The 14,612-nt window shown below is 72.3% G+C and carries 11 protein-coding genes; 6 read left to right on the forward strand and 5 right to left on the reverse strand.

The genetic code is table 11. The annotated features are described in order from the left end of the window. Positions 1-545: 545 nt before the first annotated feature. From O7616_RS01320 to O7616_RS01340, 5 genes are read left to right on the forward strand one after another with little or no spacing between them, the layout of a single operon-like run. Positions 546-2,708: a molybdopterin oxidoreductase family protein gene (locus O7616_RS01320; RefSeq protein WP_282305304.1), complete on the forward strand. Its 2,163-nt coding sequence runs from the start codon at positions 546-548 to the stop codon at positions 2,706-2,708. Then, positions 2,705-4,144: an FAD-dependent oxidoreductase gene (locus tag O7616_RS01325; protein ID WP_282305305.1), complete on the forward strand. Its 1,440-nt coding sequence runs from the start codon at positions 2,705-2,707 to the stop codon at positions 4,142-4,144. Before O7616_RS01320 ends, O7616_RS01325 begins: the two co-directional genes overlap by 4 nt. Next, complete coding sequence (nirB, locus tag O7616_RS01330) at positions 4,141-6,663, forward strand: nitrite reductase large subunit NirB (protein ID WP_282305306.1); 2,523 nt, start codon at positions 4,141-4,143, stop codon at positions 6,661-6,663. The genes O7616_RS01325 and nirB overlap by 4 nt, the downstream gene beginning before the upstream one ends. Continuing rightward, the gene (gene nirD, locus O7616_RS01335; protein ID WP_282264496.1) at positions 6,660-7,007 is read left to right on the forward strand and encodes a nitrite reductase small subunit NirD; all 348 of its coding nucleotides are present in this window, start codon (positions 6,660-6,662) and stop codon (positions 7,005-7,007) included. The genes nirB and nirD overlap by 4 nt, the downstream gene beginning before the upstream one ends. After that, a complete protein-coding gene (locus O7616_RS01340; RefSeq protein ID WP_282264495.1) occupies positions 7,007-8,095 on the forward strand; it encodes a uroporphyrinogen-III synthase in 1,089 nt (362 codons plus the stop codon). The genes nirD and O7616_RS01340 overlap by 1 nt, the downstream gene beginning before the upstream one ends. Before the next feature lie 47 nt (positions 8,096-8,142). On the opposite strand, the gene O7616_RS01345 is transcribed toward O7616_RS01340, so the two are convergent. The 5 genes from O7616_RS01345 to O7616_RS01365 form a co-directional block, all read right to left on the reverse strand. Continuing rightward, positions 8,143-8,766, reverse strand: a complete 624-nt coding sequence (locus O7616_RS01345) for an ATP/GTP-binding protein (RefSeq protein WP_282264494.1) — start codon at positions 8,764-8,766, stop codon at positions 8,143-8,145. Next, positions 8,747-9,112, reverse strand: coding sequence for a DUF742 domain-containing protein (locus tag O7616_RS01350; protein ID WP_282305307.1), 366 nt, complete (start codon positions 9,110-9,112; stop codon positions 8,747-8,749). The genes O7616_RS01345 and O7616_RS01350 overlap by 20 nt, the downstream gene beginning before the upstream one ends. 89 nt (positions 9,113-9,201) lie before the next feature. Next, positions 9,202-9,609, reverse strand: a complete 408-nt coding sequence (locus tag O7616_RS01355) for a roadblock/LC7 domain-containing protein (RefSeq protein ID WP_030329975.1) — start codon at positions 9,607-9,609, stop codon at positions 9,202-9,204. Next, a complete protein-coding gene (locus O7616_RS01360; protein ID WP_282305308.1) occupies positions 9,606-12,728 on the reverse strand; it encodes a sensor histidine kinase in 3,123 nt (1,040 codons plus the stop codon). Before O7616_RS01360 ends, O7616_RS01355 begins: the two co-directional genes overlap by 4 nt. Positions 12,729-13,123: 395 nt before the next feature. After that, a complete protein-coding gene (locus O7616_RS01365) occupies positions 13,124-13,270 on the reverse strand; it encodes a hypothetical protein (protein ID WP_282307816.1) in 147 nt (48 codons plus the stop codon). Here O7616_RS01365 and O7616_RS01370 point away from each other — a divergent pair. Further along, positions 13,221-14,351 (forward strand): ABC transporter substrate-binding protein, encoded by a 1,131-nt coding sequence (locus O7616_RS01370; protein WP_282307807.1) that lies wholly within the window; start codon positions 13,221-13,223, stop codon positions 14,349-14,351. The genes O7616_RS01365 and O7616_RS01370 overlap by 50 nt on opposite strands. The last annotated feature ends 261 nt before the right edge of the window (positions 14,352-14,612 follow it).

Genomic DNA, 14,612 nt, shown 5'->3' on the forward strand with positions numbered 1-14,612 from the left:
CCGATAGGGACCCGAGCCGAAAGCCCACGCCACGGAGGCCGCACACGGGCGACGGTGAGTGTTCGATGAGTCGCCGACCTCGCCCACACCAGCCGATGCGCCCGGCGTGGCTCTGCCGTAACTGCGCGGCGCCCTGGCCGTGTCCGCCGGCTCAGCTCCACCTGGCGACCGAGTTCTACGGCCACTCGATCGCGCTGGCGTTCTACCTAGCGGCGAACATGCAGGACGCGGTTCACGACCTGTACTCACTGGGCGTTCACCCTGACCCGCGGGCACTCCACGCCCGGTTCCTCGGCTGGCTGCCACTGACCCGCGACCGAACCGCTACGGCGTGCGTCGACCGCCTGCGGGGTGACGTGCGCTGCCGCTGTGGAGCTGATGTCGCAAACGAATCAACCGTCGATGTCGTAAACGATTCAGCTCCACAGGCTCCGACTCGCACCCTCCGACGCGCTCGCTGCCCCAGGGTGGTGTGAGGCCCACTTGACAGGACCGAAACAGAAGGGACCCGGACCGGAAACCGCCCGGCGGCACGCTTTGCCGACATGACAGACGGTGCACGGTCGGCAACTCGACCGGGGTTCAGACCCCGGGAGGTGGCGACGCACTGCCCGTACTGCGCCCTGCAGTGCGGCATGACGCTGCGCGAGGACGACGCCGGGGTGACGGTCCACCCCCGCCAGTTCCCCACCAACCGGGGCGGGCTCTGCCAGAAGGGTTGGACCGCCGCCGAACTGCTCGACCACCCGGAGCGGCTGACCACCCCACTACTGCGCGACCCGGCCACCGGCGAGCTGCGCCCGGCGAGCTGGGACGCCGCGCTCGACCGGATCGTCACCCGCATCCGCGCGATCCAGGACGATGCCGGCCCGGACGCGGTCGCCGTCTTCGGTGGCGGCGGCCTGACCAACGAGAAGGCTTACGCGTTGGGCAAGTTCGCCCGGATCGGGCTGCGCACCCGGAACATCGACTACAACGGACGGTTCTGCATGTCCTCGGCGGCGGCCGCCGGGATGCGGGCCTTCGGCATCGACCGGGGGCTGCCGTTCCCGCTCGCCGACCTGGGTCGGGCCGACACGCTGCTGCTGGTCGGCGCCAACCCGGCGGAGACCATGCCACCGCTGGTGCGCTGGCTCACCGAGCAGCGCCGCAACGGCGGCCGGCTGATCGTCGTCGACCCCCGGGTCACCGCCACCGCCCGTCAGGCCGACCTGCACCTGCAACCGCTGCCCGGCACAGATCTCGCGGTGGCCAACGCGCTGCTGCACATCGCGCTCACCGAAGGGTGGGTCGACCGCAGCTACGTGGCCGAGCGCACCAGCGGCTTCGAAGCGGTCCGCCGGGCTGTCGCCGCCTGGTGGCCGGCCCGCGCGGAACAGCTCTCCGGGGTGCCGGTGGCCGACCTGGAGGCGACCGCCCGCGCTCTGGGCACCGGCGGTCGCGTGATCATCCTGACCGCACGCGGCGCCGAGCAGCACGCGAAGGGCGTCGACACGGTCACCGCGTACGTCAATCTGGCTCTCGCCCTCGGTCTTCCCGGGCGGGACGGTTCGGGGTACGGCTGCCTCACCGGGCAGGGCAACGGCCAGGGCGGGCGGGAGCACGGGCAGAAGGCCGACCAGCTCCCCGGCTACCGGAAGATCGACGACCCGGCGGCCCGGGAGCACGTCGCCCGGGTCTGGGGGGTGACCGCCGACGAACTGCCCGGCCCGGGTGTGCCGGCCTACCGACTTCTCGACTCGCTCGGCACTCCGGACGGCCCCCGGGCGTTGCTGGTGTTCGGCTCCAACCCGGTGGTCTCCGCGCCCCGGGCGACCCGGATCGAACGGCGGTTGCGGGACCTGGACCTGCTGGTCGTCGCCGACCTGCTGCTCTCCGAGACAGCGGCGCTGGCCGACGTGGTTCTGCCCACCGCTCAGTGGGCCGAGGAGGACGGAACCATGACCAACCTGGAAGGTCGGGTGCTGCGTCGCCGCGCCCTGCGCCCACCCCCGGCGGGCGTCCGAACCGACCTGGACATCATCTCCGACCTCGCGGCGAGGCTCGCCGCCGCCGAAGCCCCAGCCGCCGCCGAACCGGACGGCGCGCGACCGGAGGCCGTCGCGGCTGCCCGGTTCCCGGCCGACCCGGCCACCGTCTTCGCCGAGCTACGCCTCGCCTCCGCCGGCGGGGCAGCCGACTACGCCGGCATCAGCTGGGCCCGGATCGACGACCAGGACGGCGTCTACTGGCCCTGCCGCAGCGAGGACGGGCCGGACACCCCACGGTTGTTCGCCGAGGAGTTCGCGACCCCGGACGGCCGGGCCCGGTTCCACCCCGTCGACCATCGGCCGGCCGCCGAGGAGGTCTGCGAGACGTACCCGCTGCACTTCACGACCGGCCGGGTGCTGACGCAGTACCAGTCCGGCACCCAGACCCGCCGGGTGCCCGCGCTGCGCCGTGCCGCCCCGGAGGCGTTCGTCGAGCTACACCCCGATCTGGCCGCACGGTTGGGCGTCGATGACGGCGACCCGGTGCGGGTCACCTCGCGGCGGGGCGAGTTGTGCGCTCCGGCCCGACTCAGCGTGGGGATTCGACCGGACACGGTGTTCGCCCCGTTCCACTACCCGGGGGCGCAACGGGCCAACTCGGTGACCAGCGACGCGGTCGACCCGATCTCCGGGATGCCCGAATTCAAGATCTGCGCGGTCCGGGTGGAGAAGGCATGACCGCCCGGGTGGTGATCGTCGGCAACGGGATGGCGGGCGCCCGCCTCGCGGGGGAACTGCACGCCCGCGAGGGTGACCGAAAGGTCACCGTGCTCGGGGCAGAGCCGCACCGCGCGTACAACCGGATCCTGCTCTCCACACTGCTGGCCGGTCGCATCGGCGAGCCGGACGTGGAGCTGACCGAGGCCGCGGGGCACGGCATCGACCTGCGCACCGGCGTATCGGTGGCCTCGATCGACAGGTCCTCCCGGGAGGTCCACACCGACGACGGCGAACGCATCTCCTACGACCACCTGGTGCTGGCCACGGGCGCGCGGGCGGTGGTACCACCCCTGCCCGGCCTGGATCCGGCCGACCTACCGGAGCGGGTCGTTCCCTTCCGGACCCTGGACGACTGCCGGCGGATCCTCGCCGCGGCGGACGGCGCGCGCAGTGCCCTGGTGCTGGGCGGCGGTCTACTCGGCCTGGAGGCCGCCCGTGGTCTGGCCAGCCGCGGGTTGACCACCACCGTGGTGCACCCGAGCGAGCACCTGATGGAACGGCAGCTCGACCCGGTAGCCGGTGCGGTGCTCGCCGGCACGCTCGCCGGGATCGGCGTCACAGTGCAGCTCGCGGTGCCGGCTACCGGCGTCGTCGCCGACGCCGACGGCGTTCGCCTCGACCTGGCCGACGGGCGGACGTTGCGCGCCGACCTACTGGTGCTCTCCTGCGGGGTACGCCCCGACACCGCCCTCGCGCAGGCCGCCGGGCTGACCGTCCGACGTGGCGTGGTGGTGGACGACCGGCTGCGTACCGACGACCGGTCCATCTCGGCGATCGGCGACTGCGCCGAGCACGACGGCGTGCTCACCGGGCTGGTCGCGCCCGCCTGGGCCCAGGCACGGGTGCTCGCCGACGTGCTGAGCGGAACGGACCCGTTGGCGCGGTACCGGCCCAAGCCGGTGGTGACCCGACTCAAGGCCGCCGGGATCGACCTGGCCTCGATGGGTGACCCGGTCGGCGGCGGGCCGGGCGAGGAACTGACCTTCGCCGACCCGGCGCGGGGGACGTACGCCCGGTTGCGGATCCGCGACGAGCGGCTGGTCGGCGCGATCCTGCTCGGCGACAACCCGGCCGTCGGGACGGTGATCCAGCTCTTCGACCGTGGTCACCCGGTGCCGGCCGACCGGCGGGCACTCCTGCTGGGTCGGGCACTCGGCACAAGCGGCGCGACCCCGGCCGCGTCACCGGCGCTGATGCCGGACGCGGCGACGGTCTGCCAGTGCAACACGGTGAGCAAGGGCGCGCTCGTCCGCAGTTGGCGCTCCGGAGCCCGGACCGTAGACGCGGTGGTGGCGGCTACCCGGGCCGGCACCGGCTGCGGCGGATGCCGGGACGCGGTGGGCGGCATCGTCGACTGGCTGAGCCAGGCGGAATCGGTGGAGGTGACGCGATGAACGGCGGCGATCTGGTCGTCATCGGCAACGGCATGGTCGGGCAGCGTTTCGTCGACGCGCTGCGCGCACGTGACCCGGAGGGTCGGTGGCGGGTGACCGTGCTGGCCGAGGAGCGACGCCCGGCGTACGACCGGGTGCGGCTGTCGGCGTACTTCGACGGGGTGAGTGAGAGCGAACTCAACCTGTACACAGCGCACGACGGGGTGCGGCTGCGGCTGGGCGAACCGGCCACCGGCATCGACCGGGCCCGGCAGGTGGTGACCACCGACGGCGGCGAATACCCGTACGACGCGGTGGTGCTGGCCACCGGGTCGTACCCGTTCGTGCCGCCGGTGCCCGGCGCGGAACTGCCCGGGGTGTTCGTCTATCGGACGCTCGACGACCTGGCGGCGATCCGGGCGTACGCGGACGGCCGCCGGGTCGGCGCGGTGATCGGTGGCGGGTTGCTGGGATTGGAGGCGGCGAACGCGTTGCGGTTGCTCGGCCTGAGCACCGACGTGGTCGAGTTCGCGCCCCGGCTGATGCCGGTGCAGGTGGACCAGGCCGGTGGCGCGATGCTGCGGCGCTACGTCGAGGAGTTGGGCGTACGGACCCATCTCGGGGTCGCGACGAGCGCGATCCGACCGGGTCCGGACGGCGCGGTCGCCGCGCTGGAGTTGTCCGACGGCGGCGTGCTCGACGCCGAGCTGGTGGTGGTGGCCGCCGGCATCCGGCCCCGGGACCAGCTGGCCCGGGACGCCGACCTGCCACTGGGCCCGCGCGGCGGGGTGCTCGTCGACGAGACCTGCCGCACCGCCGACGAGCGGATCTGGGCGATCGGTGAGTGCGCGGCCGTCGACGGCACCTGTCACGGTCTGGTCGCCCCCGGGTACGCGACGGCCGAGGTGGTGGCCGACCGGCTGGTCGGCGGCGCGGCGACGTTCCCGGGCGCGGACACCGCCACCAAGCTGAAGTTGCTCGGTGTCGACGTCGCCTCGTTCGGCGACGCCCACGGCGTGACCTCCGGCTGCCTGGACGTCACCTTCACCGACCCGGCCACCCGGGTCTACGCGAAGCTGGTCCTCTCCGACGACGCGCACACCCTGCTCGGCGGCGTGCTGGTCGGCGACGCCAGCGCCTACCCGACGTTGCGGGCCAGCGTGGGCGGCCCGTTGCCGGCGGCGCCGCTGGCGTTGCTCGCCCCGGACGGTGGCGGGGCGGACGCCGGCGCTCTGCCCGCCACCGCCCAGGTCTGCTCCTGCAACGCGGTGACCCGGGGCGACGTGGACGCCGCCATCGCCGACGGCTGCGCGGACGTGCCGGCGTTGAAGGCGTGCACCCGGGCCGGCACGAGCTGCGGTTCCTGCGTGCCGATGCTGAAGCAGCTCCTGGACGCGGCCGGGGTGGCGCAGTCCAGCGCGCTGTGCGAGCACTTCGACGTCAGCCGCCGGGAGCTGTTCGAGATCGTCCGCGTACGCGGCATCCGGACGTTCTCCCGGCTGGTCGCCGAGCACGGTCGGGGGCGCGGCTGCGACATCTGCAAGCCGGTGGTGGCGTCCATCCTCGCGTCGCTGGGCAGCGGGCACGTGCTCGACGGTGAGCAGGCGTCGTTGCAGGACACCAACGACCACTTCCTCGCCAACCTGCAACGCGACGGCAGCTACTCGGTGGTGCCGCGGATTCCGGGCGGCGAGATCACCCCGGAGAAGCTGATCGTGATCGGCGAGGTGGCCAGGGATTTCCAGCTCTACACGAAGATCACCGGCGGGCAGCGCATCGACCTGTTCGGGGCGCGGGTGGAGCAGTTGCCGCAGATCTGGCGGCGGCTGGTGGACGCCGGCTTCGAGTCCGGCCACGCGTACGGCAAGGCGCTGCGGACGGTGAAGTCCTGCGTGGGCGAGACCTGGTGCCGGTACGGCGTACAGGACTCGGTGGGGTTGGCCGTCGCGTTGGAGCTGCGCTACCGGGGGCTGCGCGCACCGCACAAGCTCAAGTCCGCGGTCTCCGGCTGCGCCCGGGAGTGCGCCGAGGCGCGCAGCAAGGACTTCGGCATCATCGCCACCGAGACCGGCTGGAATCTCTACGTCGGCGGCAACGGCGGCTTCCGGCCCCGGCACGCCGACCTGTTCGCCACTGATCTGTCGACGGAAGCGCTGATCACGCTGATCGACAGGTTCCTGATCTACTACATCCGCACCGCCGACCGGCTGCAACGCACGGCCGGCTGGATCGAGGCGATGGACGGCGGCCTGGACCACCTGCGCTCGGTGATCGTGGACGACTCGCTCGGCCTCTGCGCCGAACTGGACGCGGCGATGGCCCGGCACGTGTCGTCGTACTCCGACGAGTGGCGCGACGTGCTCGACGACCCGGACCGGCTCCGTCGCTACACCTCTTTCGTCAACGCCCCCGACGTGCCCGACCCGTCGATCACCTTCGCTCTGGAGCGCGGCCAACCGGTGCCGGCACGGGGCGACACCCCCGCCGACGGTCACCGTCGTCGGCCGGTCACCCTCGGCCTACCGGAGGTACGGCGATGAACCAGACCATCACGCGGAGCTGGACGGCTGTCTGCGCCCTCGACCGCCTCGAACCGGACCGGGGGGTAGCCGCCCTGGTCGACGGGACACAGATCGCGTTGTTCCGGACGGCGGACGGGTTGTTCGCGATCGACAACCGCGATCCGGTCTCCGGGGCGTACGTGCTGTCCCGGGGCATCGTCGGCAGCCGTGGCGGTGTGCCGACGGTCGCCTCGCCGCTGCACAAGCAGGTGTACGACCTGCGCAGCGGGCACTGCCTCGACCTGCCCGGGGTGGCCGTGGCCCGGCACGACGCACGGTGCCGCGACGGTCTGGTCGAGGTGCGGCTGCGACAGGAGGGTTGATGCGGGAGGAACTGGCGGGCTTCACCATCGGGGTGACCGCCGACCGGCGGCGCGACGAGTTGGCCGCGTTGCTCGAACGGCGGGGTGCCCGGGTGGTGCTCGCCCCGGCGCTGCGGATCGTGCCGCTCTCCGACGACACCGAGCTGCGCGAGGCGACCCGCGCCTGCCTCGACCAACCGCCGGACATCCTGATGGCCAACACCGGCATCGGCATGCGGGGGTGGCTGGAGGCGGCCGAGGGGTGGGGGCTGGGCGAGCCGCTGCGCTCGGTGCTGTCCAGCTCGTACGTGGTGGCCCGGGGCCCGAAGGCGCGCGGGGCGATCCGTGCGGCCGGGCTGCACGACCAGTGGTCGCCGGCCTCGGAGAGCTGCGACGAGGTGGTCGACCACCTGCGCCGGCGAGGTGTGGCCGGGCAGGTGATCGCCATGCAGTTGCACGGCGAGCGACAGCCCGACTGCACGATGGCGCTGGAGGCGGCCGGCGCGACGGTGATCGAGGTGCCGGTCTACCGCTGGGCTCCGCCGACCGATCCGGCGCCGCTGCACCGGTTGATCGACCTGATCGCCGGTCGGCTGGTGGACGCTGTCACCTTCACCTCGGCACCGGCCGCCGAGGCGCTGCTGCGGGCGGCCGGGGATCGTACCGACGCGCTGCTCTCCGCGTTCCGCACCGACGTGCTCGCCAGTTGCGTCGGCGCGGTGACCGCCGAGCCGCTGCTGCGACGCGGGGTGCCCGTGAGCGCGCCGAATCGGGCCCGGCTGGGGGCGCTGGTGCGGACCATCGTCGACGAGTTGCCCCGCCGGACCGTCACCTTCAAGGCCGGCGGGCACCTGCTCACGCTGCGCGGGCACGCCGCCGTGATCGACGGCGAGTTGCGGCCACTCGCCCCCGCTCCGATGGCGGTGCTCCGGGCCCTGGCCCAGTCGCCCGGCCGGGTGCTGTCCCGCACGGCGCTGCTGCGGACGCTGCCGCGAGGCGCGGACGAGCACGCGGTGGAGATGGCCGTCGCCCGCCTACGGGCCGGCCTGCACGCGCCACGCGTGGTACAGACCGTCGTGAAGCGCGGCTATCGCCTACGGGTCGACTGACGCGTCGCGGCCAGCCGGTGGACACCGGCCGGCCGGGACACGACGGGTCAGCCGACCGGGGTGGCGAAGCCCCGCCCGTGCTCGGCTTCGAGGCGGAGCATGGCGTGCTCGACGACAGTCACCAGCACCTGCTTGACCGACTCCCGGTGCCGGGCGTCGGTCATCACCAGCGGCACCTGCGGCGAGATGGCCAGCGCCTCGCGGACCTCCTCCAGCTCGTACTGGGGAGCACCGTCGAAACGGTTCAGGGCCACCACGTACGGCAGGTTGCGGTTCTCGAAGTAGTCCAGCGGGGCGAACGCGTCGGTGATCCGGCGCGTGTCCACCAGCACGGCGGCACCCACCGCACCTCGGATGATCTCGTCCCACATGAACCAGAACCGGGTCTGACCGGGCGTACCGAAGAGGTACAGGATCAGATCCTGGGCCATGGTGATACGGCCGAAGTCCATGGCGACCGTGGTGGTCTCCTTGCCCGGCACCTTGGACGGGTCGTCGATGCCGACGCCCGCCGCGGTCATCAACGCCTCGGTGGTCAGCGGCGTGATCTCGGAGATCGCCCCGACCAGCGTCGTCTTGCCGACGCCGAAGCCGCCCGCGACGACGATCTTCGCGGAGACGATTCCCCGGCCCGGCCTCCCCCCAGCGGGGTCATAGCCTGCGAAGTCCACTTAGCACCCTTCCAAGCAGTTCCATCCGCTCCTCGAACCCCTCGGCGGGAGCAGCAGTGTGTAACGTCAGCAGGCTCTCGGCCACCATGTCGGCGACCAACACCCGGGCGACGCCCAGCGGCATCCGGGTGTACGCGGCGATCTCCGCCAGCGACTGTGCGCGGCCCTCGCAGACCGTGGCGATGCGGTGCTTGTCATGCCCGGCGAAGCGGGACTCGGCGACCTGGGTCGGAGACGAGGTGAGGACGGCCTCCAGGGCGATGTCCTGCCGGGGCTCGGTACGACCGCGGGTGACCGCGTACGGGCGCACCAGCGCCCCGCGTGGGTCAACCCGGCGTTGGTCCATCCCCGATCACCTCCTCGTCCCCTGTGGAGCCGGTGGATGCCGGCTCCGGTCTCTGCTCAGGCGCACAGGTAGCGCACCGCCTGCCGGTGCTAGGAACGCACCGCGTCCCGCGGCAGCGGCACCAGCGCGGCACCCACCCGCTCGACCAGCAGAGCCATCTCGTAGCCCACCTGGCCCACGTCGCAGCTCCGCGCGGCCAGCACGGCCATCGACGAGCCGTCGCTGATCGACATCAGGAAGAGATACCCGCTGTCCATCTCGATGACTGTCTGCAGCACCCCGCCCGCGCTGAACATCCGGGCTGCGCCCTCGGTCAGGCTCACCACGCCCGAGGTGATCGCGGCGAGCTGATCGGCCCGGTCCGCCGGGAGATCCCGGGAGGACGCGAGCAGCAGCCCGTCGGCGGACACCGCCACCACGTGGGCGATACCCGCCACGCTGTCGGCGAAGTTGGTGAGCAGCCAACCCATGTCCTGCATGGCAGCTGGCCTGTTCATCGGCTCTCCTTGGTCGAGGTGCTGTTCAGGTCCGTTCCGGCCGTCCGACCGCGCTGTACGCCGCGGTGGTAGGCCGACAGCAGACCACGTACTTCATCAGGGGTCCGCCGGCTGCGGTCCCGGCCGCTCTTCGGTTCGATGCCGCCCGGCACGAGCTGTGCCTGTGGCACCCGCTTGGGCAACCCGGACCGGGTGGTCCCGGCCGGAGCCGGCTCGGCGGCCCGACTGGCCCGCGACCAACCCTCGTCCGCAGCGGTCCGCCAGGCATGCGGGTCAGCCGACGGCGCGCTGGGTGCGGCCGGCGCAGCCGGAGGCGGAGAGTACGACGGCGGGGCCGAAGGCGGCGTACGGCGGCCGTCGGTGGGCGCGCCGCCCAGACCCCCGCTGCTCGGCGCGGTGGCACCGTCGGTGCTGGAGGTGCCCGGGGTACGCGTCGGCAGTGGCGGCCGGGCCGGCGCGGCGGCCGGCACGGGGGCGGCACTCGGCTGGGCGTCGGCACGCGTACGCGGACCGGCGTCGGCCGGAGCTGCCGTCGTCGGCGGCTCGTCGAAGTTGGGCCGGGTGAAGATCGCGGTGGCGTCGTCGCCGTGCGACCGGAACCAGACCGCCTCCATCTCCCGGAAGATCGGCGCTTCGGCGGGGAAGTCCGGGCGGCTGCTCACCGGCGCGGCGGGCACCGTCGGGGCGGGCGGTGGTGCCACCGCGCCGGGGCCGGCGACCGGCCCGACCGGCAGACCCGGGGTGATGTCGCGTCCGCCGTCGGTGTCCGGGGTCGAGCCGCGCCGGGGCAGTGGGTCGATCGTCGGGTACGCCACGGTCGGGCTGCCCGTCGAGGCGCCCACACCGTTGCCGTACGACGGCCGCGTCGGCGGCAGCGGGGCGGCCGGTGCCGGGGCGGCCGGTGCCGGCGGCACTGTCGAGCGCGTGGCGGCGTAGCCGCCCGCCTGCACTGCCGGAGTGGTGTCCCGCGAGTCCAGCGGGGACTGCCACTGGGCGGGTGCCGCGTTGGTCCGCCACTGGTCCGGCAGCGTCGCCGCCGAGGTCGCGGCGCCGGCGAACTGCTCGGCGTGACCGGCCGGAGCGAGCGGCGACTGCTCCACGGCCATCGGCTGGCGCGGCCGGGTGAGCACCTGGTCGCGACCCCGGCTGGTGGGCAGCACCACGGTCGCGGCGGGCAACGTCACCTGGGCGACGGTGCCGCCCTCCACGTTGCGGCGCAGCTCCACCCGGATGCCGTAGCGGGAGGCGAGCCGACTGACCACGGCCAGACCCATCAGCCGGAACGCGGCGACGTCGACGCTCGGCGGCGCGGCCAGCCGGCGGTTGAGCGAGTCGAGCTGCTCATCGGTGAGGCCGAGCCCGCGGTCCTCGATCTGGATCAGGACGTAGTCGCGGATCCGCCGTCCGTCGGCGACCACAGTGGTGTTCGGCGGCGAGAACCGGGTGGCGTTGTCGAGAAGCTCGGCGACGAGGCGTACCACGTCGTTGACAGCGTGCGCGGCCACCGAGATGTCGGTGTCCACCGTCCCGAACTCGATGCGGTTGTACAGCTCCACCTCGGACTGGGCGGCGCGCAGCACGTCGACGACGAGCGCGTCGTCGCGACGCGGTACGGCGGAGTCGGCACCGGCCAGGACCAGCAGGTTCTCGTCGTTGCGGCGCATCCGGGTGGCGAGGTGGTCCAGCTCGAAGAGCTGCGCGAGCCGCTTCGGGTCCTCCTCGCCACGTTCGATCGCGTCCAGCTCGCCGATCATCCGGTCGACCAGGGTCTGACTACGACGGGCCAGGTTGAGGAACATCGCCGAAACGCTGGTACGCAGCGCCGCCTGCTCGGCCGCGACACGTACCGCCTCCCGGTGGACGACGTTGAAGGCCACCGCCACCTGACCGACCTCGTCGCGGCTGTTGAGTTGGATGGGGTCCCGGACCTGGCGGACGATCTCGTCCACCCCGCCGTCGCCCACGCTGCCCATGGTCTGTAGCCGCTGCACGGCGTCCGGCAGGTCGTGGTTCGCCACCGAGAGGGCGCCCTCCCGCAGCCGGCGCAGCGAGTGGTTGAGCGAGCGGGCCAGCACCACGGCCAGCGACACGGCGATGATCAGGGTCAGCAGCACCAGGACCGACTCGACGACGGCCTGCCGGATGACGTCCGACCGGGCGTCGTCGGCCTGCTGGAGCAGCCGCTCCTGAAGTTGGATCTCGGCCCAGCGCATCAGGTCGTTCACCGCGCCGATGGCGGCGGTGGCGTCCTGCGCGCTGACCAGCGGACGCTGCCCGACCGAGCGGGTGATGTCGGTGGCCACCCGGTCGGCCAGGCCGACCGCGTCACCCGCGACGGTGCTGTCGACGAGTGCCCGCTGCACCGGGTCGGCGGCCAGCGAGAAGGCGACCAGGGACTCCTGCTGGCTGGTCAGCGTCGCCACGAAGGAGGAGAACTGCTCCGAGTCGAGCTGACCCGCCGTGAGTGCGGTGAAGGCGACCGCCTGCTCCTCGGCGACGGAAGCCTTGGCGCGGGCGAAGGCGGCGACCGCGCGGCGGCTGTCCGCCAGGCTCTCGGAACCGGGCAGCTGGGCCAGGCCGTCGCCGTACGAGACCAGGTCGGTGAGGATGACGCCGTAGCGGAGCACCGCTTCGGCGACCGCCATCTGCCGGCGGTCCAGCACCTCCTGACGGGTGCCGTCCAGAGTGGCCAGATGCTCGTCGATGACGGCGAGTCGCTCGCGCAGGGCCGCCGGTACCTCGCCGACCCGGCCCCGCTCGGCGCGGTACTCGTCCACCTTCTGCTGCGTCTGACGGACCCGCAGGTTGTACGCGTCGGCCGGCTGCTGTGGCGTGGCCAGGTAGGCCGCCGCGGCCATCCGCTCGCTCTGGAGATCCTGCGTGAGGGCGCTGACGTCGACGGCGAGCGCGGTCAACGAACGGGCCCGGGTGGCGTCGAGGGCACCCTCGCCGACGGTGATCAACCGGACCGTGGCCAGCGCGATCACCGCCGCCACCGGGACGACCAGGATCAGCGCCAGCTTGGACCGGATCCGTGCGTCCCGCAGTCTGGGCAACCGTCGGCTCGGACGCCGAGCGCTGTCGCCGAGCGCGGGCAGGGTCGTCGGTCCGGTGCTCACGACATCGCCTCCGTCGTTTCTTCCCCGCCTGACCCGCCGAGCCATGCCGTAAGCGGAGGGGACCACGCGCGGCACGGCCGCGATTTCATCAGAGAAGATCGGATTTGGGAAGCCGCAGTGAGGTAGGAAACGGTCGGACGGAGCGCATCCCATGATCCGGGCAACTGATACCTTCATTTCCGCAAGCCCCTGAACAGGGCATGTGACTCCAGAGTGGTCACGCGTGTATGCAAAGTGAGGTTTTGCAAACATTGCGTTACCCCAGCATGTGGGATGACCGTCCCGAAAGCGATGCCCGGGTCCGCGCTTGACCACAGCGCCGGCCATTGGCAAGGTTTTGCAGGCTTCGCGCACACCGTACGGCAGAGAAGATCCCGCCCTCCACTGAGGACGGATTAGCGGCGGTGACCGGGCAGCGCCCGCGCCCGCACCTGGAGGACTGAGTTGAGCCCCATCCGCTCCGCGACCATCGCGGCGCTCGCATCGGCCGTTGTGGCCACCACGCTCACCGGCTGCCAGTTCGGTGAAGCGGAGACGGACACGAGTCCGATCGTGATCGCCGTCGACCTCGAACTGTCCGGCGCCGCGGCCCCCGTCGGCCGGACATACCAGCGAGCCCTCGAACTCAAGCGCGATCAGTTGAACTCCTCCGGAGCGTTGAACGGCCGGAAGATTGAACTGAAGTTCAAGGACAACCGTTCCGACGCCGCCGAGTCGCTTCGCAACATCGCAGACTTCAGCAGCGATTCTCAGGTGAGCGCCATCATCATGGGCGGCTGCAACGAATGTGCGGTCGGTGCGGTGGGGACCATCAACGAGAAGCGGATTCCCACCATTGCGCTCGCCGCTTCCGGCGCGGTCGTCAGCCCGGTCGCCGAACGGCGCTACGTGTTCAAGCTGGGCCCCAACGCCGCCGACAGTGCCGCCGCACTCACCACCGAACTGCGCCGCAACAACGTCCGCAAGGTGGGGGCGCTCGTCAGCGACGACGACTACGGCCGGGAGGGCATGGCCGCGCTGAAAAGCGAGTTGGACAAGGCCAACATCACGCTCCGCGAGCAGAAGGCCAAGATCACCGACACCGACGTGAACCAGCAGGTCCGGCAGCTCACGGCGAACAAGCCGGACGCGCTCGTCTTCTGGACCCCACCGGAGCAGGCGATGCTGGCCGCCACCAGCGCACAGCAGACCACCTTCCGTGGGTCGCTCTTCTTAGACGCCGGGGCGGCCGGTGACCTCTTCCTCGGCGGTGCGGCCAAGGCCACCGAGCGCGCGACGCTGATCTTCACCCAGACGATGGCGATCGACGACGTGATCGCGACCACGCCGGCCAAGGCCGCGCGGCGGCAGTGGTTCCAGGACTACACGGCACGCTTCGGCGGCTACAACGGCGCGTCGTCCTTCGCCGCGGACGCCGTCCAACTGATCGCCGACGCGGAACTGCGCGCCGGTGGCGAGGTCGGCAAGGTCAACCGCGACGGCCTCCGGGACGTGCTTGAGACGTCGCAGATGGACGGCCTGTCCGGGCCGATCCGGATGACGCCGGACAACCACAGCGGCCTGATGCCCCAGGCACTCACCACGCTGGTCGCCCGCAACGGGCGCTGGAGGTTGGCGGGGTAACGCTTCTGGCCTTGTGTTCTCTTCACCCGGCGCGCAGTTCGTCGTATGCCGGGTGGGGGTGTGGCCGACCGTCCCCGGCTCCGGGCGGTCAGGCTTGATCCCGTGGTGTGCCGGGTGGGGTGTGGCCTACCGCGCCCGGCTCCGGGCGGTCAGGCTTGATCCCTCCGCCGGGCACGGTAGGCCACACCCTGTGCGCCAGCGCCGTCGACGACACGGGCCGGTCTCCCACCCGGGAGGCCGGCCCGTTTTGCGTTTCTGTGG

The organism is Micromonospora sp. WMMD964 (genome assembly GCF_029581455.1).
Classification (GTDB): domain Bacteria; phylum Actinomycetota; class Actinomycetes; order Mycobacteriales; family Micromonosporaceae; genus Micromonospora.